Annotated in this window: 19 protein-coding genes; 8 read left to right on the top strand and 11 right to left on the bottom strand. The window is 39.2% G+C overall.

Features of this window, described 5'->3' with window-relative positions; translation table 11 throughout:
* Positions 1 to 24: 24 nt before the first annotated feature.
* The gene (locus tag AN944_RS12225; RefSeq protein WP_055024908.1) at positions 25 to 819 is read right to left on the bottom strand and encodes a DUF3800 domain-containing protein; all 795 of its coding nucleotides are present in this window, start codon (positions 817 to 819) and stop codon (positions 25 to 27) included.
* A 2105-nt stretch (positions 820 to 2924) separates the two neighbouring features.
* Here AN944_RS12225 and AN944_RS12220 point away from each other — a divergent pair.
* A complete protein-coding gene (locus AN944_RS12220) occupies positions 2925 to 4145 on the top strand; it encodes a serine protease (RefSeq protein WP_055024907.1) in 1221 nt (406 codons plus the stop codon).
* Positions 4146 to 4155: 10 nt separating this feature from the next.
* On the top strand, positions 4156 to 4686 hold the full coding sequence (locus tag AN944_RS12215) for a hypothetical protein (protein ID WP_055024906.1): 531 nt from the start codon (positions 4156 to 4158) through the stop codon (positions 4684 to 4686).
* Positions 4687 to 5412: 726 nt separating this feature from the next.
* Here AN944_RS12215 and AN944_RS12210 read toward each other — a convergent pair.
* From AN944_RS12210 to AN944_RS12180, 7 genes are all read right to left on the bottom strand, one after another.
* A complete protein-coding gene (locus AN944_RS12210; protein WP_055024905.1) occupies positions 5413 to 5754 on the bottom strand; it encodes a hypothetical protein in 342 nt (113 codons plus the stop codon).
* Positions 5755 to 5979: 225 nt separating this feature from the next.
* Entirely contained in the window at positions 5980 to 6558 is a 579-nt protein-coding gene (locus AN944_RS12205) for a hypothetical protein (RefSeq protein ID WP_055024904.1), read from the bottom strand.
* Positions 6559 to 6666: 108 nt separating this feature from the next.
* Complete coding sequence (locus tag AN944_RS12200) at positions 6667 to 7743, bottom strand: hypothetical protein (RefSeq protein WP_055024903.1); 1077 nt, start codon at positions 7741 to 7743, stop codon at positions 6667 to 6669.
* A 355-nt stretch (positions 7744 to 8098) separates the two neighbouring features.
* On the bottom strand, positions 8099 to 8446 hold the full coding sequence (locus tag AN944_RS12195) for a hypothetical protein (RefSeq protein ID WP_055024902.1): 348 nt from the start codon (positions 8444 to 8446) through the stop codon (positions 8099 to 8101).
* A gap of 35 nt (positions 8447 to 8481) precedes the next feature.
* Positions 8482 to 8817 (bottom strand): 5-carboxymethyl-2-hydroxymuconate Delta-isomerase, encoded by a 336-nt coding sequence (locus AN944_RS12190; RefSeq protein ID WP_055024901.1) that lies wholly within the window; start codon positions 8815 to 8817, stop codon positions 8482 to 8484.
* Positions 8818 to 9768 (bottom strand): DMT family transporter, encoded by a 951-nt coding sequence (locus tag AN944_RS12185; protein WP_055024900.1) that lies wholly within the window; start codon positions 9766 to 9768, stop codon positions 8818 to 8820.
* A gap of 124 nt (positions 9769 to 9892) precedes the next feature.
* On the bottom strand, positions 9893 to 11011 hold the full coding sequence (locus AN944_RS12180; protein ID WP_235530894.1) for an acyltransferase family protein: 1119 nt from the start codon (positions 11009 to 11011) through the stop codon (positions 9893 to 9895).
* Positions 11012 to 11200: 189 nt separating this feature from the next.
* Between AN944_RS12180 and AN944_RS12175 the strand changes: the two genes are divergently transcribed.
* Entirely contained in the window at positions 11201 to 13237 is a 2037-nt protein-coding gene (locus AN944_RS12175) for a hypothetical protein (protein ID WP_055024898.1), read from the top strand.
* 35 nt (positions 13238 to 13272) lie between these two features.
* Here AN944_RS12175 and AN944_RS12170 read toward each other — a convergent pair whose 3' ends face one another.
* Positions 13273 to 14451, bottom strand: coding sequence for a BamA/TamA family outer membrane protein (locus AN944_RS12170; RefSeq protein WP_055024897.1), 1179 nt, complete (start codon positions 14449 to 14451; stop codon positions 13273 to 13275).
* 64 nt (positions 14452 to 14515) lie between these two features.
* The gene (locus AN944_RS12165) at positions 14516 to 15571 is read right to left on the bottom strand and encodes a sorbosone dehydrogenase family protein (RefSeq protein WP_235530897.1); all 1056 of its coding nucleotides are present in this window, start codon (positions 15569 to 15571) and stop codon (positions 14516 to 14518) included.
* Positions 15572 to 15920: 349 nt separating this feature from the next.
* On the opposite strand from AN944_RS12165, the gene pyrC reads away from it, so the two are divergent.
* The 5 genes from pyrC to AN944_RS12140 all read left to right on the top strand — a co-directional run bounded on the left by pyrC (position 15921) and on the right by AN944_RS12140 (position 20931).
* Positions 15921 to 16958, top strand: coding sequence for a dihydroorotase (gene pyrC, locus AN944_RS12160; protein ID WP_055024895.1), 1038 nt, complete (start codon positions 15921 to 15923; stop codon positions 16956 to 16958).
* A gap of 147 nt (positions 16959 to 17105) precedes the next feature.
* Positions 17106 to 17765, top strand: coding sequence for a hypothetical protein (locus tag AN944_RS12155; RefSeq protein ID WP_055024894.1), 660 nt, complete (start codon positions 17106 to 17108; stop codon positions 17763 to 17765).
* 34 nt (positions 17766 to 17799) lie between these two features.
* The gene (locus AN944_RS12150) at positions 17800 to 18795 is read left to right on the top strand and encodes an alpha/beta hydrolase (RefSeq protein ID WP_235530893.1); all 996 of its coding nucleotides are present in this window, start codon (positions 17800 to 17802) and stop codon (positions 18793 to 18795) included.
* 330 nt (positions 18796 to 19125) lie between these two features.
* Positions 19126 to 19716, top strand: coding sequence for a DUF6795 domain-containing protein (locus tag AN944_RS12145; RefSeq protein WP_055024893.1), 591 nt, complete (start codon positions 19126 to 19128; stop codon positions 19714 to 19716).
* Between the two features lie 42 nt (positions 19717 to 19758).
* Positions 19759 to 20931 carry a lipase family protein gene (locus AN944_RS12140; RefSeq protein WP_055024892.1) on the top strand — a complete coding sequence of 391 codons (1173 nt, stop codon included), beginning with the start codon at positions 19759 to 19761 and terminating at the stop codon, positions 20929 to 20931.
* 156 nt (positions 20932 to 21087) lie between these two features.
* Here AN944_RS12140 and rluF read toward each other — a convergent pair whose 3' ends face one another.
* Complete coding sequence (rluF, locus tag AN944_RS12135) at positions 21088 to 22038, bottom strand: 23S rRNA pseudouridine(2604) synthase RluF (RefSeq protein WP_055024891.1); 951 nt, start codon at positions 22036 to 22038, stop codon at positions 21088 to 21090.
* Between the last annotated feature and the right edge of the window lies 1 nt (position 22039).

Genomic DNA, 22039 nt, shown 5'->3' with positions numbered 1-22039 from the left:
GGATAGAGTAGTGAATAAACTAGTTTATTTCACACGCTTGGGTAAAGGGTATTTTAGTTTAACGTTCTCAGTTGTTACTTCCCTTTCACCAGCCCTTGGGTCAAAGAAGTACCAAATATTAAATTTTCTTTCTGTACCCCAAGTATCATGTTTTAAATCTTTCCAACCTAAATACAAAGCAATATTGGTTGCTACAGCTAATTTTGCTGGAGACGATGCTTTACCTTGAAAAGCGCTCATCACAGCACCTAGCAAGAAGTCAGCAATTTGAATGTGTTCCGATTCTTTAGAGTCTTTAGTTACTACGGTTTTGATTAATGCAGAGCCACCGAATTCTTTTTTTAACATGCTGTTCGCAATTTTATGGAAAGCTTCATCTGCTTTTTTATATCTAGATGGTAGTGGATCAACTTCTACTCTAAATTCGCACTCTCGATTAGGGTGCGCTTTTTTAACGGCGATGATTTTAGTAGATATCAGTTTTGTGAAGTGTTTACGCATAGCTAGGTCATAGTCACCATCGTGAAACTCTTTATCAACCATTCCCTTTCTAATAACTATGCAGTGAAATGCTAGCCATGAGTTTTTAAAGAAAGTATCAATTAATTCAGCATAGAATTCAGCATATTGTTTTTTATGAGCCTTTTGCCATTTTATCTCGTTATGGTAACCATGCTTTTCTCTTAATTCCCTAATAATCCTAGTAAAGTCTCCACGTCTTTGATATTTCATCCATAGAGAGCCAAAGCCATAATATACTTGACCATCAATTCCAGACTCATCACAGGCGACATGCCAAATAAGTTTACCTTTATTCATATGTAGCCTAGCCTCCTTACCAGAGCGTAGATTTGAGCTATTATTTTTTAAAATTTAGCTACTGAACATAGGTTCTTTGATTTCATAACTTATATACAGTATCTATTTAACTTACTGTAATTTAATTTATTTTTCTATTTAAAATATACACTGGATTGCTTTAGAGTGTTAAAGTTAAAGTCGTGGTGCTTCGCCCACACCAGACGAAAGGGAAACAACAGCATTTCCCTTTTCGATATCCCTTGCCGCTCCGACGAAGTGTTATTCCTCATGCTACAGAGCGAATTTGCTATCGCCTCAGATTCGCCATCCCTGGCTCAACTGAGGCTATGTCGGCGTCCTTCCTCCATCACGCAAATTAGCTCAACGCATTCGGACACTTCCAACGGAGTCTATTGTGCCCGCAGGTATGTTAGTTATTAATTGATGCATGGATAATTAAAGCAATTATATAAATTACACTTTGCTTCTCTTGCTCTTATTTGAATGTTCAATTTGAATTGAGGTAAGCAAAAAAATTGCGTGAGTCTGGCCATGGATGGCCAGCTAGCTTTCGAGGGGAAGGGACGCCCCATCGGAAGCGTTAGTGATTTTCGCAGCTTGCTGAAGCAGGCTACAAATGATGGTTAACGCTATAAAATACTCCATTGGAAATAATCGCTTTTCAGATTATTTCGTTGGAGCGGGTGGGTGTTCCAAGAGGGAGTTGCCGTTCACTCCCTTTTGGTCGGGTGTGGGTGGAAAACCCACGATGTTAATCCAAACAAAGTTTGGAAATTTGTAAGTATGGAAATAAGAAATAAAGTCGTGACGCTTCGCCCACGCCCGACGAAAGGGAAACAACAGCATTTCCCTTTTCGCTGATTTTCATAAGAGCCTTGCCGCTCCCGCGAAGTGTTGTTCCTCATGCTATAGAGCGAATTAGCTATCGCCTCAGATTCGCCATCGCTTGTAAATGGATTTACTGATGTCACGATGGCAGGGATGCCAAGGAGTGACCATGTTCAACTGAGGCTATGTCGGCATCGATAGGCAGGATGCCTGAATGTAATGAAGTGCATGGATGCACGAGAATGACCTGCCTCCATCACGCAAATTAGCTCAACGCATTCGGACACTTCCAACGGAGTCTATTGTGCCCGCAAACTCTTTTGTTGTTACATAACCCATTCTGTATAGCTTTAAACTGATTTTTTATTTTCTATGAAAGCTGCAATTGAATTGAGGCAAGCAAGAAAATTGCGTGAGTCTGGCGAAGGCCTTTCTCGCACATCCATGTGCTTTAAGGCATTTAGAACATCCTGTACTTAAGATTCTGGCTAGCTTTCGAGGGGAAGGGACGCCCCATCGTAAGTGTTAGAGCTTCATTTAACCAAAGTTGCAGCTTACCGAAGTAGGCTCAAAATGTAGGCTAAAGCTGGATAATTCTCCATTGGAAATTTTGCTGTTTAAATTTCGCCGGAGCTGCGGGGTATAGCTCTTAGCAAAAAGTAAGAGGGAGTCGCAGTTCACTCCTTTTTAGTCTGGTGTGGGCGAAGCGCCACGACGTTAATCCAAGCGGAGCTTGGAAAAGGAAAAACCACGGTGTTAATTCAAACGAAGTTTGGAATTAACGGTAAACCACTTAAAGAAATGAATCGAGCGAATCGCAGTTCACTCCTTTTTAGTCTGGTGTGGGCGAAGCGCCACTACGTTAACCCAAACGGAGTTTGGGAATAAACAGTAAAACACCTATGAAAGTGAATTAAGGTGTGGGCGTCTTTCGCAGACTAAATAAAACTAGCTTTTGCAAATGCTTTTTAATGAGACCAATGGGATTTATCAGAAACACGGCATTAAGCTGATTAATAGCATGGATAGGCTATTTTTTATCTTCTTAATGTCTTGTATAGCTGGATAGAGTAAATTTATCTGTAAAATTTTTGTGTCAGATGATAAATTTAAGTTAATGATTTGGGTGATTTTATTTTATTAACAAATGAATGAGCCTTATAAAGCAAGCGTTAGAAAGTGTTTTTTAGCTTTAACTGGTTCAGTAACAGCTAAATTTACGGTGAACGCTTTAAAAGAGCGCAGACTCTTATTATTAATGTTAAGGGAACAACATGAAGTTATCTTCTCTCCTAATGCTACTGACGGTTTGTGTCGTAGCTGCGGGCTGTCAGAGCACCAAAATCAAAGCTAACAAATTACCTAAAGGCGTCGCGGTTAACAAATCTGTCGAGATTCCAAATCAAACACAGGTGGCTTTTTACCTACCTAAATCCGCGACTGAACATCGTTTTTATCTAGAGCAGTGGAATGTTTGGGTAGATCCTGGCCAAGGAGTAAAAGATGGTGTTCAAAATGCTATTCAAGCTTATTTCCCTAGTGCTGAACCGCTAGATCTAACCAGTGATCAGCAAATTGGGTTGTTAATTGATATTGATCCTAAATGGACTTTCAGCAATGGAAAAGCCTTAATGACGATTAACTATCGTGTGTTTGATGGCGAGCAAAAGGAAATCCGTAAGGGTGAAAAAGAATACAAGGCTTCCCTAGGAAATGTGTCAGATGGTACAGGTTTTTACAATGCTAGTTTACGTGCCACTCAGCTGATGCTGGTTGATGTACTGAACAAGCTAAAACCAACACAAGAAAAATACGCTTCAACATTGAAAATGCAAGATGCCAATGTCAAACAATTGGTAAATCTTGAGAAGCCTTTCAGTAGTGGCACAGGCTTTTACATAAATGGAAATGGTCAGCTATTAACTGCTGCTCATGTTCTTAATAATTGTTTAGTGGTTCAAGCTAAAGTGGGAGATGAATTCATTGATGTAACGCCAGAAGCTAAATCGACGTTATTAGATTTGGCGGTGATAAATACTGATAAACCAATCGATAAGTTTTTACCTTTTAGACAAGATAAAAATATGTATTTAGGTGAGTCGGTTACCAACGTGGGCTATCCTCTTCAAGGTTTACTTGCTGCGTCGCCAAATTTAACGCGTGGCAACATTAGCTCTCGAAGTGCATTAAAAGGGTCGGTTGGACTGTTTCAGTTTTCGGCGCCTATCCAGCCAGGTTCAAGTGGCGGCCCTGTAGTATCTGATGGTGGCGAGTTATTAGGAATAACAGTGAGCACACTTAATTCAGCTAAATTGATAGAATCTGGAGTATTACCTCAGAATGTGAATTTTGCTTTAGAAGCCAAATATGCGGCTAGATTTTTAGATAAACACAATGTGCCGCATGTTTTAGTTGAGCCAAATGAAAATGGACATATTTCCATTGCAAATGAGGCCGCATTGAGCTCAGTTGTGCAACTTAGCTGTTATCAATAGGGGATTCATCATGAAGAAGGTTATTGTTGTTGTTTTTACTTTGCTTGGATCTATATCGCAACTTCAAGCTGAAGAAATCAAGTTACCCGCATTGCAGTATGTAAGTTTGGTTGATTCTGAAGAATTTTATGACAAGTTAAAAAACAGCTCATTACTGGCTGAATTAGATAAAGATAATATTGGTACTCCTATCCGCTTACTTGTCACTTACCGAATGGAAAACACTGCCGGTGGTTCTGCTGCAGGATTTACATCGGCTATTTTAGCTGGTGGTTCTTTAGGTATTTTACCTGTTGTGACCAATAACGACTTTGTATTGAATTATGAAATCAAAGTACAAAATGAAGTGATTGCATCTGCCGAGTATCGCGAAAATTTTACAGAGGCTATTAATATTCATTCCGATAAAGGTTTTTATGGTTTAGATGGTGAAGCATTAACCTGGGCCATTTCAACCACTGATACCTTTCTCAGTGATATGGAAAACAATGCAGAGCTTAAAGCTTTGGTTGAAGAGTATGATTATTACTTTGCTGAATAACCTTTAAATTCAGCTGTTAAATAAAGGGTGCGTTTATTCACGCCCTTATTTCATCAAGATAGTTCGAGTGGAAGTCTCAATGTGTTTAGTACCTTGTTCCATTTTTAGTGGAATAAAACTGTTCTGGTAAGTAAATATCAGCATGGAATATAGGTGATTACTCATTAACTTGTCTTGTTTCGTTTAGGGAATTTTATGGAAAATGTACTCGTTAAACTGACTTGGAAGTATTCTGAGGCCTTATAAATTCGTACTTCATAATTTTTCTATCTGTAGCCTTACCGATAATATCGAGAAAAAATGTCTAGTTGTAAAAGCTGTAAAACCAAGTTTAGGTTTTTAGATATGTTGAAAAGCTTTAACCCTGCGAACGTAAAATGCAGTAACTGCTCCGAAAGAATTAGATCGAGTTACGGCACGCTTGCTGGGATTATTTGTGTCTACTTAGTCTTTTTTTTATGTCTGATCGCACTACCAGTATTACTGACGATGTTAGGAGCGTCGGTGGATGTTGTTAGCATTGTTATCATCGCTTTAGTGCCGTTTATCCTATTAATATTCCCATTAATATTTGAATATATGTACTACTACTTATTATCTAGCGGGAAAATAAAATCCAACCTAAATCTAGATTAGATCTTATAAAAAAGCTAATGAATTAGTGCTTTAAACTAAAGCCGGCTGAAAGCTGGTTTTAGCTAGCCGTTTGAGCGCACCTTATAAGTGTTAACAAACTAAACCATCAACTTGATGAACATTCGTGGTGTAATACGCACTGCTATATTCAATATTTAACGAAAAATACAAACTTTGTTTTAGGTGGCGCTTAATCGCCAGTTCAAGCTCTGCGCTTAATTCCAAGGTAAATTGCTCATCTCGGTGAGGTTTAGTGAGCAAGGATATGGTAATAAGAATATGGGTATGTTTATATTCAGAACAAGGGTAAGCTCTTGATTTACAAACGCCAGCACTGGCATCTTTTTGATTAATGATGCCTTCTATATCATCAAAAATATCTTGTGTGTCGAAAGTGAGGTTATCTGAAAACTTAATTTCTACGTGTGGCATTTATCCCTCCTGTGTTGAGTTTGCTAGTCAGTCGTTTATACCTACTTTGTAATCAATACTCGAGGCCCTAATGTCATTTATGCCATACCAATAAAATACATTGAGGCTATGGTTTCGAATTCGATTTAAACACTGAAGTAAAGTTTTTGCTGTTACGGACATTAACCAGCATATTTTAAACGAATTCTAACTATGTCTTTGCGAGGCAGGATAGAGTGAGGCTTTTTAAGCCTTAATCAGTGCCCAGACTTTTTTAAGACCATTTAATACACTGTTTCTTTTATTTTTTAAAAATTCAGCTTCAAAATCGGCCGCTTTATCCATTGCTGCGACACAGGTATTAAATTGGGTTAGTAACTCATCGTTATCGCATTCGAAAGTGTCACCGTCATAGGTGAAGTGTTGCTGATTATTTTCAAGGATATTCAGCATTGTTCTTGTATTGTAAATCCAAGACTCTCTGGCTTTAAAGAATAACCCTTGTTCAAATATTTTTTGATTCAGAGTGGTAGCGCTTGAGTCTAACGCTGTTTGAAAACTGACTTTATCTAGCTCAGAAATGATGCTTAACATTTCTTTGCTAGAACCTGTGATAACTTGAGCGTAATAGTGTTTGTATTGCGCTAATAGCTGTTCCAGCTTGTCTAATCTCTTTTGAGCATCAAGGCGAAAATCACTTAAGTTTAGATTGTTAGAGTTAATTATCTCTTCCAGTTTCAAGGCATTTTGCTGATTTGTAAAGTAACGAGTGGCTTCAGCAATAGAGGTAAAAGCAAGTGTGTCCTGTTGATTTTTATTGACCATTTATATGATTTCTGATTAAAACTGCATATTCAAACCGGGTAAAGCCAGCATTGCTAGCTGACAGCATGGCTCACCCATTTCTGTTTAAAGTGAAGAGTAAGCGACTACCTATAGGTTAGTTGTCGAGCTGCTTTTAGACTCTTTTATCGTTACCTTTGGCGTAAAAAAAGGTTGCGTACCATTTAATACTTTCGCAGTGTTTGCAGCGTAGCGAGTAATTTTACTGTGCAAAGGTTTTTGAGCCAGTGTACTAAGCATTTCTTTGTAGCGACCATTTTGACTCTTGCTTAATACTTTACAAAGCCAAGCGAGTGAGTCAGCAAAATCTGAATCCTCTGTTTGCTGGTTATCCCATATGTATTGGGCAACATGATCCAACGTTGCTGTATCCGTTAATGGAAGCTTAATTGCCTCTCGTGCAGCGGTGCGAATTTGGGTGACATCGTTGCTTACAAGGCGAGATAACAAGTCTCGGTATTCTGGCGCAATGTCTGAAATATCAACGCTAGTTTGTTTAGACTTTAAATCAACGATCCAATGGGTTTTTTCGTACTTTAACTCCATGGAGCCAAGGTTGATGTATGATAAACGTAAGTTTTGAAAGGTTTGGCGACCAATGAAGGGCCTTCTGTAGCTGCGAATATACTGCCCTACACCATCCGGTTTACCTAGTTTCTCTATTACAGAATCTAAGCTGTCTCCTTGTGCTATTTGATCAAACTTTTTTAAGGTTGGGGTCGTGGTGGCGTTAATAACGTTAATTGCTTCAAGATTAAATTCTTGAGCTCTAAACTGAGGACGGTCTTCTTTGGTTAAGTTTCTAATTGCACTTTTGAAATACTTCTTCACCTTTCGTGACGCTTCATTGCTATTTTGTTCGGTTAACAGTGTCCGATACCTTGGGTTTTGGCTTTCACCAATAGCTTTTGCTAACCATGATATTGTGTCGTCAAATTCATCATCTTCTTTATCGCCATTTTGGTTCATTGACCAAAGTGTAAAGGCTGCTAAATCCCATAGCTGAACATTTTCAGGCAAGCTGTGGTGCAAAGCTTTTGCACCTAATTTTACTTCTTGTAGGTTTTTGCTGGTGAGTAAGTCAACGTAGATGGTGTCTTTAGTATCAAAGTCAGCTTGAGTGGCAAACGGCAATAACACTAACAATAAAGTGAGTAGTTTTTTCATTATAAATCCATTTAAAAGACCTCACTGAGCGAAGCCTTAGATAATTCCCTTTTCTTGATTGATGCCATTATGTTAACAGCTAAGCGATGATATTCGAAATGTCTTTCTGCGTTTTTCGTTTTAAAAGGAAGTAATACAATATGTGAACAATGAATTTATAGGTAGTAAAAAACATAAATGCGAATTAATTAATGTTTGATTTTATTAGCTAAAATATTTTTTAGTTGCGTTAGTCAATGGTGTTAGTAACTGTGAATACAGTTGTATTCTTAAAAAAGGGCTAGAGCCTAAAGTAAGTAGGACTCTGTAATAAGTCATGACGTTACTCAAAACCAAGTTTGGTCATTAAGTTTACTTAGCAATCTAAGGCAATACCATCAACTTGATGAACATTCGTCGTGTAATACGCATTGCTGTATTCAATATTTAAAGAAAAATACAGGCTCTGTTGCAGATGACTTTTAATCGCTGACTCAATCTCAGCACTCAATTCCAAGGTAAATTGTTCATCTCGGTGCGGTTTAGTAAGCAAGGATACGGTAACTAGAATATGGGGATGCTTATATTCAGAACAAGGGTAAGCTCTTGATTTACAAACGCCAGCACTGGCGCCTTTTTGATTAATGATACCTTCTATATCATCAAAGATATCTTGTGTGTTGAAAGTGAGGTTATCTGAATACTTAATTTCTACATGAGTCATTTACCAACTCCTTAGAGACACTGACAAAAATGGAGTTAAACAACCACTTTTGAATACGTTTCTCGGTCAATATCGACCACTTCTACTGACAAAGAGCAATCCACTTTAATCAAGGTTTGTAATTGCATTAACACTCGCTGAGTTAACATGGTTTTTTGCTCATCATTTCTGCCCGATAAAATCCTCATCGTTACATGGATAAAACTGATATCAACACTACCGGTTTTAAACTCTGAGTAGGGTATTGCTCTGACTTTTATGTCACTGCCTTGTGCTTGAAATAACTCAGATGCCAGTGCACCTTGATGTACCAAATCGACCAAAGCTTGGCCGTTAAGATTAGCTGAATATTCGACGATACAATGGGGCATTTATCCCTCCTGTGTTGAGTTGGTTTTACTGTCTTCGTTAGTCAGCAGCTTACGCCAGAGTCGACCGTCAATGGCCGATAGCCCTACTGCAATTAATGTCATTCCAATAAAGTGAACTGGGGCTAAGGTTTCGTTTAAAAACACTGACCCGAGTAAAATAGCTGATACTGGCACTAATAAGGTTACCAATAACACATTAGTGGCGCCTGCTGTGGCTAAAATTTTAAAATACAAGATGTAAGCGATAGCGGTACACAGTATTGCTAAGGCACTCATTGCAGCCCACGTACTAAAGGCGACAGTATTGATATCCAAAGGACCTTCAACGAATAAAGTGATAGGAATTAACACTAATGTTGATGCAGTCACTTGACCTGCAGCGGTAATAATAGGATTGATTTTTAACGCGTTAAAACGGCGGCCATAAACGCCTGCAAATGCATAAGACAGTGCCGCAGCGATAATGGCTAATTGAGCAAATAAACTGACTTCGCCACTAAAAGCAGGTAGGCCTATCATTATGACTACACCAATAAAGCCCACTGTGACACCTGTAAGTTTGAGCGATGTGATCCGTTCATCTGGCAGTAATGCTCCTGCAACGATTACAGCAAATATGGGAGTGGCAGCATTTAAGATTGATGCAAGCCCCGAGGCTATTTGAGTTTGTCCCCACACGATAAGGGCAAAAGGGATAACGTTATTGAGCAGTCCCATTCCTAAAAACACTAACCAAACCTTGAGATCTTTAGGCGGCTTTAAGCCAATGGCTAAGGCAAAAATCCACAGCGTGATTGCCGCTATTGCAACTCGAAGAGTCACAATTGTTAGAGGAGGTAAATCGCTCACAACAACCCCGATTAAGAAGAATGAACCGCCCCAAAGGATTGATAGTAACAATAGCATTGCCCAGCCTTTAGCTGACATTGAGGTATTAATCGTCGCATTCATAGGCGTAGACTCAACAAGGTGTAATTTACGACAGTTAACTATGTCATTGTTAAGCTACATAAGGCTAGCTTTATCAGCAGTAAATTAGCTTTGCCTAAGTTAACTTACTGCTGAAGCATAAGTGTTAAGTTGCCGATTTTATTAACTTTAACCCGAACATGGCTCTGAAGACATTAAAGGGTCTTATCAGCCAAGCACAGATGGCACTGGTCAAGGTGAATGAGGCTGTAAACAGTAGGATTATTTTAATTGAGATAGAGGCTTCAAGTGAAATAACAAAATATCCAATCACGACAATGACACTTTGGTGGAGAATGTAAAACGGATAGATTAATTGATTACTCTCTTTGAGCCAATTAGGAGTAACGGTTAAATAATGTTGTGTATAACCGAGCATGGACAATAGAGCAGACCATGCGACTAAACAGCACACTAGCCACCATATCCCCCAACGCACATTTAATGACAAATACTCACTTAAATCAGGAGAATAATAGTAAGCATAAAATAAGGCACTAAACACGACTAAAGCGAATAAGTTAATCCTTCTTTGATTGCGTATTGCTTGCCAAATAGTGGTGCTGCGAATAAATAGCATGCCAGAAACAAAGAAGAAAAAGTAATAGCTGGAAGAAGATAAATTTTCGATTTTGTGTCCATCACTTGGGAAGTAAATTGAGAAAAATATCTTGATAAAAATAAGTATAACAACCAAACAAAGTAGCCCGATTTTAAGTTGACTGATTTTAGCTATTATGGATACAACACCTTGCCCTAATCGACTTTGAAACATGGCGTTGATTGGAATTGAGATGACTGAAAAGGCAATAAGGTATTCGATAAACCATAGGTGATTGAGTTCCAATTTCAAAGCTAATGCAGGATATGCTTGCCAAAAAGAAGCAAGCTCGTTGATATTTTCAATATAGGTTTGGGGAGGAATGATTAAAAGCGAACCCACTAACAACGGGATAAATAACCGAGTGAATTTATCTTTGAAAAATTGTTTAACGGAAATTTTGGATAATAGAATAACGCAGCCTGCACCGGAGATGAAAAATAAAGTGGGCAATCTGAATTGTTCAAAATACAGCATAATATCATCGAGTAACTTACTCGATTCAGTATTCATAATATGCCAATCATCACCGTTAAATGGCATCAAAACATGGTGTAAAAAAACTGCAAAAATCAAAATGACTCTAAGCCAATCTAGTTCAGAATATCTACTGTCGTAATTCAAATCAATTTGTCCTTAAATTGAGCTAATTAGTACGTTTATAAGTAACCTATATTAGCTTGGGCTAAATGGCAAAGATTAAGAATAAGGGAAGTTGATTCATAAAGTATTTAGTCATTTATCTATTTAAAACTGTCACTAAACAGTTTTTATTGATACTTTGCACTGGCTTATTTTCAAGGATGAAGTTAAATGAAAAAGTGGTTCCTCGTATTATTTATAATTCTAAGTGTTTCTTCTTACTATTTTTATCGCTCTCATGAAAACGGAGTTACTCCTGAACCATTGCTAAATCAAAGCTCCGAAAATCCTGCTAGTTCGTCAAGTTCTGAAGTTGTTGATGTTGCGGTAAATATAAAGCTAACCGAGACAGAAAAAGAGCTTACTCCTAGGCAATGTAAACAGTTTTATGGGAACTTCAGTGCACATATCAGAGATTCTCATCGCATACTCATTGATGCTTTAGCTATTGAATTACGAGGCGGAGCAACCAGTGATGATTTAATGCAATATTCGTATATGTATACCACATCTTATAAATCTTATGAGGACTTGATACATCTTGCGAAGGTAAAAATCGCCAAAGAGAGCATAGAATATACCAATAAAGTCGGGCATGTAGCAGAGTGGAAAGGGTTTGATAGCTATTTGGGAATGAATAAAACTGAGCTTACAGTATTAGCCAATTCATTAGAGCCAGTTGGTGACACAACTAGTATATATATGCCCATCAATACCAAAGATATTAAGGGTGTTAGCCGCGAGGCTTTAATCAGTTTACATGAAAATGATAAGAGCTTTAATACCTATGTAGCGTCGCCGCTTAGGTTTGATGACCGTTCCGTTGTTTCACCTTCCATTCTCTCCGTTACTCATGCTCAGTTATTTACCACTGAAGAATATCAAGGCTTAATCGCTGAACATCGTTTCACCGCTCATGAACTTGCAGTGGCTATCAATGGTCAACTTCCAATTGAATATATAAAGCTCATCATCGAACAGTCGGACAACATTGGTGGTTATCCAGCCTTTGAGCAAAGTGATTTTGCTCATTATGAAAATATAGCCGACATTGCAGTCGCTCAGTTTAATACTGAAGTATTGAAGTTACTTGCTGCTAGAGGTGTAACGCCAAACGATAGTGCAAATACATCAGGTTTAAATCTTGCTTTTAGTCGTTTGCCTGACGATCCTAATTCGCAAATAACGCCAAAGCAGAGTGAAATGATTGAGTATCTACACCAATCAGGACAAAAGTTGAAAGGGCATTATTCCGATGACGGTAAGGCGTTTTATTCTTCAGGGGTTAATCGATTTTATATTGATTTTACTGATCTAGATAAAACGCTAACGTCGAAATTAAACTTTCAAGAAGTTGATTCGATTGAAGATGAAATGAATGTACCTATTGAACTGAGTAAAGCGTTTGCTGAATACGGTGAATTGAAGCAAGTCATTAGCCAGCAGTCTGAACAATGTGCAGACATAACGAGGAAAGAAAAAAATAAAGAAGGGTTCGAACCTGCTAAAAAAATGCATGACTTAATTTCTGAAATTAAAAACAACTCAAAGCACATTGCTGAAGAATTACATCAAATAGATCCTTTGCTTTATCAAAAGTGGAATCATCAAAATCGTGTACGAGAAAATGGAAAGAAAATCGAATTAATCAATCTATTAAGAAATAAACAATATTCCGAGGCATCAGATTACGTGAGTGCCAATAGTTTATCTCAAGATGAAACTAACTATCTGTTTTTACACGCTCTACAAGAAACAGACGTTTATATTGATATATGGAATGCTAGAACGGATTCAACTCCTCCGAATAATTTTTATTATTTTAACTCGGTGACGATAGAGCAGGCGAAAGGCCTTTATGACAGAGGTTTCGATTTTAATTTAAAAGACCATGAAGGAAGCAGCTTATTGGCTGTATCGTTAAAATCTGAAGAAGTATTTAAAATGTTAATAGGTCTAGAGGTTACTGAAGATTTTACTCGGTTAGGCCGAGACTTGTTTGATAGGGTGCTGGATAAAAGTTACAAAGAAGGGAAGTTGTTCAGTTACATTAACGAAGTTGCCCAAATGGTTGAAGTTATTGAGCCTAGTCACTTTGCGAGAATTGAAAGACTTAAACGGTTTTATCCCGAGGAGTATCAAACGCTGATTGAAATCGATAAACGTTTGATTCCAGCAGAGGGTACTGAAATGAATAAATACCGTTAATCATCATTAGGTTTCGATGTGCAAAAGGCGACCTTTTAAAACCCCGTACCGACATTGATATACCATGCGGTATCTTCAGGGCCTTTTGCTACATCAATTCCCATATGCAGCCCATATCGACGGGCGATGGTGTAACGAAAACCAGCGCCATAGGCGGTTTGCTCGTCGCTGTCCCACATATCACTATTACTGTCGCCAGCAAGGCCGCTACCCACAAACGACAGTACCATCCAGCGCGGAGTTATTCGCCACATTAGCTCAACTTCACCTGTTGAGACAGCTTCACCTTGATAGCGGTTTCGCGGGATGCCTCGCATTTCAATGTAGGGATAGGTAAAGACGGGCAGGCGAGTATCGCTGCTGATGGTTTGATAATTAAGTTTGACCCCAAGGGTGACGGATTGTGTCATTGGCCAGTAATTAATGCCGGTGGCTTTAATCGTTTGGTAATCATAGTCGCTGCCTATTGCGGTATTAAACCAGTCGTATTCGATGGTGTAGTCATAGCCTTTGGTGGGCATAAAAAAGTTATTAAGACTGTCGTATTGCAACACGGCGCCAAGGGATGAAACTGCTGGCGATGGGTCAAGTATGTCGGTGAGCCTGTCAACTAACTCAGGTGGCAGTAGCGATAGCTCTTTATTGCTTGCTAAATCCACTTTGGCGTATTTTTGAGTGACACCTAAAAATAATGGGCTGTCGAATAATCTAAACTGCAGTTTTTGCATGAGACCATAGCCTTGCATATTCAAGTCTAAGGCTATGTCTTGTGCAAAGTCTGATTGGCTGTAAAAGTTCATATTCACATCACCGTAGCCGCCACCGATAAGGTAGCGAATATGATCTTGTTGCCATGCTTCTCTATGGCCTAAAAAGCCGAACTTTGAGCCATTATCAGTCGCGCCAATGCCTGCTGCTGAAATACCTGGGGTTAGCAATTGGGCGCTGCCATCAACCGAGTCTTTGGCTACTTGCTGACGCTTGGCGGTTTGCTCAGGACTTTCATGCAGGAAAATGCCCATAAGTAAGAGCCCTGTGCCAACTGAAGGTTCAGTAATGATGCTGGGTACAGGAAGAAAACCATAAGCATTTTCAGCAAGGTATTCGCCAGCATCAAAATAGCCGTCAATGGGGTCAATAAAACTGGTGCTGGCCAATGCGGTATGTCCAAGTAACAGCGAGCTTGTAATAGCAAGGCGAAACGTCGATTTCATCGTAGTGATTTCCCTATAGCGCAACGATAGTCATAACAGTGTTATGGTTCAAGTATTTGGATAATTAGTCTGGTTGATAGCTGATACGATAAATGGCATCGGCCGCATCATCTGACACCAATAATGCACCATCAGGCATTGTAAGCACGGCAACAGGTCGCCCCCAACTTTGTTCGCCTTGCAGCCAGCCGGTGGCAAACGGCTGGTAATCTTTAACTTTGTTACCATCAAGCACCACCTGCATCACACGGTAGCCTACTTTACTACTGCGGTTCCAAGAGCCGTGCTGGGCGATAAAAATACTGCCTTGGTATTCAGCAGGGAACTGCTTTCCAAGATAAAACTCCATCCCTAATGCGGCCACATGAGCGCCAAGGTTGAGTTCAGGCGGTGTATTGAGTTTGGCTTTTTCTGCATCATAAAATTCAGGGTCTTTAATGTCAGCGTTATGAACGTAAGGGAAACCAAAATGCTGACCTTCTTTACTGACACGGTTTAGTTCATCATCAGGTAAGTCATCACCCATCATGTCGCGGCCATTATCAGTAAACCATAGCTCACCTGTGTCGGGGTGAAAATCAAACCCGACACTGTTACGCACGCCTTGGGCAATTGTAGTGGTTTGTTTGGTTTCTATATCGAGGGCTAAAATTGATGAGTATGGCAGGGGATCATCACACACATTACAAGGTGCGCCGATAGGGGTATAAAGCTTACCGTCGGGGCCGAATTTGATGTTCTTCCAGCCGTGATGGGCTTTATTTGGCAATTTATCATAAACAAGTTCTGGCTTTGGGATAATGGGTAAACTGGTTTCGATATCGTTATAGCGCCAAATTTTATCGACTTCGGCGACATATAAGTCACCATCATGGAAGGCAAGTCCTGATGGTAAGAACAAGTCTTTGGCAAGGGTGATTTGCTGGTCAGCTCGGTTATCTTTATTGCTATCAATAAGTGCATAAACATTACCAGCGCGGCGACTGCCCACAAATAAGGTGCCATTGTCGCCTAAAGCCATTTGGCGGGCGTTTTTAACATTATCGGCATAGAGTTCAATGCTAAAGCCATCAGGCAATTGAATTTTTTCTAACGGTAGGGCGTAGGCTGTAACTGACATGCCCAGGTTAAGCCCTAAGCCGCATATTAGTGATTTAACCAAAACGGATATATTGTTCATGTTATTCATCCCTGTACTGAAAAAGCCAACTCAATTTATTCAATCCAATCTAAGCTATTTAAACCAAACTATTCAATTCAATCATAGTGGCGTTATTATTAAGACTATTGTTATAAAATGATTGAAAAATAAACTCTATATTAGCGGATCTCGTTAGATAAGGAAGTGAAATAAGGGGGCTTTTTTGTCTCTGTAAAACTCAGCGTTTAAGGATTGCATCTATTAAGAAAACCGCTTTTGAGGCACAATAGCGCCCAATTATCCGCAATCGACTTTTTAGGAACCCTAAATGACGCAAATCACTATTACTACGCCTGACGATTGGCACTTACATTTCCGTGATGGAGACATGTTAGAAGAAACGGTTCCGGCGACTGCTCGCTTATTTAAACGTGCGATTGTGATGCCAAATCTAGTGCCACCAGTAACCGATGCGACAATGGTTTCTGCTTACCGTGAGCGCATTTTAGCGGCGCGTCCACAAGGTAGTTCATTTGAACCTCTCATGACGTTATTTTTAACCAATAACACCACAGCTCAAGACATCATCGATGCTAAAGCGGCAGGTGTGGTTGCTGCAAAGCTTTATCCTGCTGGTGCTACGACTAACTCTGATGCAGCAGTGAAAGCATTGGATGCGTTATTTCCGATTTTTGAAGTCATGGCCGAGCAAGGCATGTTATTGCTCATTCACGGTGAAGTGACAGAGTCGCACATTGATATTTTCGATCGCGAAAAGGTATTTATCGATCGCTACATGGCGCGCATTGTTGCGGCGATGCCAAATCTTAAAGTGGTATTCGAGCACATCACCACTAAAGATGCGGCTGAGTTTGTGGCTGATGCACCAAACAACATTGCAGCAACGATTACACCACAGCATTTATTGTTAAACCGTAACGACCTATTAGTTGGCGGCGTGCGCCCACATAACTTCTGCTTACCAGTGCTTAAGCGCAATATTCATCAGCAAGCATTGCAAGCTGCAGTGGCAACGGGTTCAAGCAAGTTTTTCCTCGGTACAGATTCTGCGCCACATGAAAAGCACCGTAAAGAATCAGCTTGTGGCTGTGCAGGTTGTTACAGTGCATGGAGTGCACTAGAGCTATACGCTCAAGTGTTTGATGACTTAGGCGCACTAGATAAATTAGAAGGCTTTGCCAGCTTACACGGCGCAGATTTTTATGGCCTACCACGTAACACTGGTACAGTGACACTAGTGAAAGAAAGTTGGACTGTGCCAGAGCAAATCATCTTGCCGAACGATAACCCAATCGTGCCATTCTTTGCGGGCGAAACGGTTAACTGGAAAGTGAAAACAGCTTAATAAGTCTCGGTTGTTTTTATTTAAATAAGAAAAAAGCCAGCTTAATGCTGGCTTTTTTGTGGCTTGTTTGAATTTCTAAAAGTTTGTTATGTTAGGTGAAATACGTTACTCATTGAGTTAACTTTTAAAATGGGTTTGGTGAAATCAATGAATAAGAATTTTATTGCACTAACATTACTTAGTATTTTTTTGGGGGGCTGTAGCAGCAATACTACTGAACAGCATCAAGTAAAATATGCCAAGCTAATATCAGTTGAACTTCCTTTAAAAAATGTTTTTTATGCTTATGATTTAGAAGTAGGGGATTTAGTTTCTCCTCTTGGTAAAGGTCAAAAGGCACATGTAAATTTATTGATAAAAGGGGAGGCTATTAGTGCAGAAGAGTTTGATGAACAATTGGTTTTAGCGTTTCCTAACGAAGGTGATGGAGCAATTGAGGTTTTAAAGACAGATGACCTCAATGAGAAAATCCAACAGGTAAATAAGCTAGATTCCTTTCATGATTTGGAATTCAGTCAATTCTCTAGAATACTGGTAAATGGGAGTAATAAAGAAATAAGCAGAAGCTTAGGACATGGTTTTACTGAGAATCTCACTTATATTTTTAGAGTTAATAGTCGGTTTAATAATAAAGGCGATGTAATCGAAGCAAATTATGCTTACCTTATTACCCATCCTAGTTACTTTGTTGTAAACGAAAAAGGAAGAGAGTTTTATCGTTCAGAAGGAGTAGTTAAACTTGGCTATTATTTTAATCCTATAGTTAATGATTTAGATATGAGTTATGACTTTGTGAAATCTAAATAGACCGATCTAGTATTTATATGTAAAAGGATAATTTGTGAAGTTATTAAGTTTAATTAGGAGTATTCAAAGACTTATTTTGAATGGCGCTATCTTAGCTACATTATCACTATCCCATATAGAAGTGGTAATTGCCGATAATGAACCTCTTTTAGCTAAAAACGTTTTACCTCATGTCAGCCAAGGGACATTACAACGTCTTGATGAAAAACACATTGAATTTACCCTTATAAAACCACGCCCTATTGATGTGTGGTTACCTGAAGATTACCCCGCTAATGCACCTTATGCCGTGGTGTATATGCATGACGGCAAGGTTCTATTTGATGCTACTCAGTCGTGGAATGGTACAGCGTGGGAAGTGGATGAAACCGCTGCAAACCTTAATAAAAATAATGATATTAAGCCTTTTATCGTGGTGGGTATTCATAATGCAGAGCTGTCTCGCCATAGCGAATATTTTCCGCAAAAGCCATTTGAGTCGTTAAGTGAAGATACCCAAACAAGCTTGTATCGAACCCAGCGAAATGAAACTGAAAAGCTATTAGCGCAGGCGGTGTATTCTGATAAGTATGCTGAGTTTATCGTTACTGAGCTAAAACCCTATATCGATACTCACTTCAAGGTCGCAACAGATAAGCAAAATACCTTCATTATGGGCTCAAGTATGGGAGGGTTAATCTCTTGGTATACGGCGTTAGAGTATCCACAAGTCTTTGGTGGTGCCGCTTGTTTATCGACTCATTGGCCTGGCTCTTTTGCTACAGAAAATAACCCGATACCACAGGTTTTTAATCAGTATTTAGCTAAACAGATTGCCACTAAACCTCAAGTGAAACTTTACTTTGATTACGGCGATCAAACCCTTGATGCCATGTATCCGCCCTTACAGGCTGAGGTAGATAAACTATTTGAATCTGCAGGCTATGATAAAAACCTTTGGCAAAGTCACTTTTTTAAAGGTAAGGCTCATACTGAGGATGATTGGGCTGAGCGACTAGCAATTCCAATGACGTTTTTATTGAATAAATGAGTCAGTTTGTAAGTTGAGCCGCTGTTGGCGAGAGTGCAAAAACAGGTTTTATCATTGATGCTTTCGCTTTACTGTTTTAAGTACCGTTTTACCTTGGCTTTTTGGAAAATGGTCATGGGGGGATATTATTCATTTTAAGCTGTTAACCTACCTTATATAATTAGCCTATTTATTCATCTATTCGTAATACTCATTAGGGTAAGCCTCTTGCCTTTAATATGTAAATTCATACCTATATAGCTAATTGTGATAATACAATCCACATTTAAAATTCTTTATAATTAGCGCCTTGAATCAGAATATGACGCCATTGCAAGGGACATTAAATACATGAAAAAATTCACTGTATTTGCGGCATTAGTCAGTTGTTTACTGATGCTGGTGGTCAGCAGTCACTCGGAGGGAACTGTGTTGGGTATATTCAAAAAAGCAGTCGATGTTGAAGTTTTTCCTGCAGTTTCAGGAAGAATTACACTGCGCGGTCAGCCTGTAGAAGGCCTTAAATTACGTCGAGGCTACCTCTATATCAATGTCATGGAAGATGGTGTTTATGATTACACTACGACTGGCAGCAATGGTGAGTTTAGCTTTCCTGAGATTGTCATTCAGTCAACGCATCCAAATGGTTTATTTTCTACCAATATTATCTCTCAAATTATTCGTGTTGAAGACGATCGCTATGAGGAATATCAAGATCCTTATATATGGGCTACAAAATCCAGAGGGATAAAACACAGTCCCTATTTTCAAGAACGTCTGGCTTCGCTGAATTGTGAGCTTACAGAGGAAGAAATGGTTCATCATGTTATTAACGACAGCTACGAGCAAGGCGTCGTTAGATATGAAATTGACAGCATTTGTCGCTGGCCTGAACTAGAAAAAATTGAAGTAGAAAAACGTAAAATTCATGGTAAGTATTAAACCCTTAAATTAGTTAAATTAAACATTTACAAGGATTGTTAAATGCCTATTTTATCTCCAAAACTTGCGGCAGAATTATCGCAAGCGACGTACTCTCTCATTGATATGCAATCTGAATTTGGCGGTAGAACTAAATTCGGAAATGCCTACATTAATAATCATTATGACTTTCAAGCTAAAGGTATTGGTAAAACGGGAGGATTTGTAATGAATCGCCATTCCGGTTTTGCTGCTATGGGAGTGGGTAAAGGTCAGTATCAAGGAGATGCTGTTATTGCAATACGAGGTACTCAGTTTAACTCTATTGCTGATTGGTCTACCAATGCTCAAATAGGCTTAACATCGAGTGAAGGTGGGCAAATTGTCCATGCAGGATTTAATAATGCATTTAACTCTTTACGTCCTCAATTCAAAACCTTTTTAGACCAATGGCGTACGGCAAATCCTGGAAAAGCTGTTCACTGTGTCGGTCACAGTTTAGGTGGTGCCTTAGCATCGTTAACGGCGGATTGGGCAGCTTTAAACAACTATTCATCGAACGTTAACTTATACACTTTTGGTGCGCCGAGAGTGGGTCAGCAAAGCTTTGCCAACAAAAACACTAATCGATTAAATAAAATCCACCGTTGTACCCATGGTGCAGACTTGGTTCCTAAGGTACCGCTTTGGCCATTTATTCATGCACCTTACAAAGGTTTTGAATATCGACTTGATAATAGCCAAGGCCTGAAAATTAGTGCGCATGGTATGGATCCGGATGAAGGTGCAGTGCCTGGGTATCTTGTCTCTGCAGATACCGAAAGCTGGGCTCATTTAAGCACTAAAGCTAATGAATACTTACAGCCTGTAAAGCTGAAATATGAAAACCGTAACCAAGCAAGTTACAGTGACTACTGGAGTGATAGGTTAAGTGCTGCGTTAATTACTATCTTAAAAGAAACGGGTTATTACGCTGCAGTTGCAGCTCAAGCAACAATTTCTGCAGGGCTAACTTTTTATGATTTAGTGGCAAAAACCTTAGAAAAAATTGCATCAGCAGCTAGTGCTGCAGCTGAGGAAGTCAGAGGTCTGTTAGGTCATATGCTCGCCTTTGCCGGTTCTGTGGTTACCGTGGTTACCGATCTAACTTATGCAACTATTCGAATGATTTTCGATAAGATGCTTAAGCGTTTGTATGAAGGTGTTAGGCAGGCCATTAAGTCGGTATATAAGTAACTTTCACCTTAGTTGAACTATTAACTAAAAAATAAGAAATAAGAAATAAGAAATAAGACACCGTTTAATGTTTATGTTAAACGGTGTTTTTTTGATTTTTAGTAGAAAAATGCTATTAAGTGCTAAGCTTTTTTGTTTCTTATGATGACAAACTACTTAGCGTTTAGGCTTACGACTTGCACCTGGTTTGCCTTTACCACCTTTAGCATTACCTTTCCCTTTGGCTTGTCCCTTAGTTTGTCCTTTACCACCGCCCTTTGCTTGTCCTTTATGTTTGCTGCTGCGGTTGTGCTGCATAAAGTGTTCAGGGCCTTCGATTTTATCACGCAGTGATTGCGTTTTGGGTTTAGGCTTAGGCTTCTTTTTTGGGGCTGATTTTTTATCTTCTGATGATGAGTCTTTGATCATATCAAATAGCACATCTAATTCTTGTTTATCTAAGTCACGCCATTCGCCAATCGGTAAACCTTTTAGGCTAACGTTCATAATTTGTTGGCGCTCAAGTTTAGTTACTTCAAAGCCAAAGTATTCACACATACGGCGGATCTGGCGGTTTAAACCTTGAACTAGGACTATCTTAAAGGCATAAGTTGAGACTTGTTCGACCTTACACTTTTTAGTCACAACGCCAAGAATAGGCACTCCTGCACCCATTCCTTTAATAAAGTCATCAGTAATCGGTTTATTCACGGTCACGACATATTCTTTATCGTGATTATTACCCGCACGAAGAATTTTATTGACTAAATCACCGTTGTTAGTCAGGAAAATTAACCCTTGGGAGTCTTTATCTAAACGTCCAATAGGGAAAATTCGGGTTGAATGGTTAACAAAATCGACGATGTTATCGCGTTCAGTGCCTTCGGTTGTGCTGACGATACCAACGGGTTTATTTAGGGCGATAAAGACTAAGTCTTCAGCATCTCGTGGCTCAATATCTTGGCCATTCACTTTGACCTTATCGCCAAATGAAACTTGATCACCCACTTGTGCTCGTTTGCCATTGATAAAAACATTACCTTGCTCAATAAATCGATCGGCATCGCGTCTTGAGCATATGCCACTTTCACTGATGTATTTATTTAGGCGGATGGCTGAGTCTGTCACT

The sequence above is a fragment of the Shewanella sp. P1-14-1 genome (genome assembly GCF_001401775.1).
Lineage (GTDB): Bacteria > Pseudomonadota > Gammaproteobacteria > Enterobacterales > Shewanellaceae > Shewanella > Shewanella japonica.
This window is presented reverse-complemented; position numbering and strand designations above follow the sequence as displayed.

Excerpts from the sequence above, each read along its gene's own strand:
- AN944_RS12225 (WP_055024908.1), bottom strand. The coding sequence starts at position 819 with ATGAATAAAGGTAAACTTATTTGGCATGTCGCCTGTGATGAGTCTGGA.
- AN944_RS12220 (WP_055024907.1), top strand. The coding sequence starts at position 2,925 with ATGAAGTTATCTTCTCTCCTAATGCTACTGACGGTTTGTGTCGTAGCT.
- AN944_RS12215 (WP_055024906.1), top strand. The coding sequence starts at position 4,156 with ATGAAGAAGGTTATTGTTGTTGTTTTTACTTTGCTTGGATCTATATCG.
- AN944_RS12210 (WP_055024905.1), bottom strand. The coding sequence starts at position 5,754 with ATGCCACACGTAGAAATTAAGTTTTCAGATAACCTCACTTTCGACACA.
- AN944_RS12205 (WP_055024904.1), bottom strand. The coding sequence starts at position 6,558 with ATGGTCAATAAAAATCAACAGGACACACTTGCTTTTACCTCTATTGCT.
- AN944_RS12200 (WP_055024903.1), bottom strand. The coding sequence starts at position 7,743 with ATGAAAAAACTACTCACTTTATTGTTAGTGTTATTGCCGTTTGCCACT.
- AN944_RS12195 (WP_055024902.1), bottom strand. The coding sequence starts at position 8,446 with ATGACTCATGTAGAAATTAAGTATTCAGATAACCTCACTTTCAACACA.
- AN944_RS12190 (WP_055024901.1), bottom strand. The coding sequence starts at position 8,817 with ATGCCCCATTGTATCGTCGAATATTCAGCTAATCTTAACGGCCAAGCT.
- AN944_RS12185 (WP_055024900.1), bottom strand. The coding sequence starts at position 9,768 with ATGAATGCGACGATTAATACCTCAATGTCAGCTAAAGGCTGGGCAATG.
- AN944_RS12175 (WP_055024898.1), top strand. The coding sequence starts at position 11,201 with ATGAAAAAGTGGTTCCTCGTATTATTTATAATTCTAAGTGTTTCTTCT.
- AN944_RS12170 (WP_055024897.1), bottom strand. The coding sequence starts at position 14,451 with ATGAAATCGACGTTTCGCCTTGCTATTACAAGCTCGCTGTTACTTGGA.
- AN944_RS12165 (WP_235530897.1), bottom strand. The coding sequence starts at position 15,571 with ATGTCAGTTACAGCCTACGCCCTACCGTTAGAAAAAATTCAATTGCCT.
- pyrC (WP_055024895.1), top strand. The coding sequence starts at position 15,921 with ATGACGCAAATCACTATTACTACGCCTGACGATTGGCACTTACATTTC.
- AN944_RS12155 (WP_055024894.1), top strand. The coding sequence starts at position 17,106 with ATGAATAAGAATTTTATTGCACTAACATTACTTAGTATTTTTTTGGGG.
- AN944_RS12145 (WP_055024893.1), top strand. The coding sequence starts at position 19,126 with ATGAAAAAATTCACTGTATTTGCGGCATTAGTCAGTTGTTTACTGATG.
- AN944_RS12140 (WP_055024892.1), top strand. The coding sequence starts at position 19,759 with ATGCCTATTTTATCTCCAAAACTTGCGGCAGAATTATCGCAAGCGACG.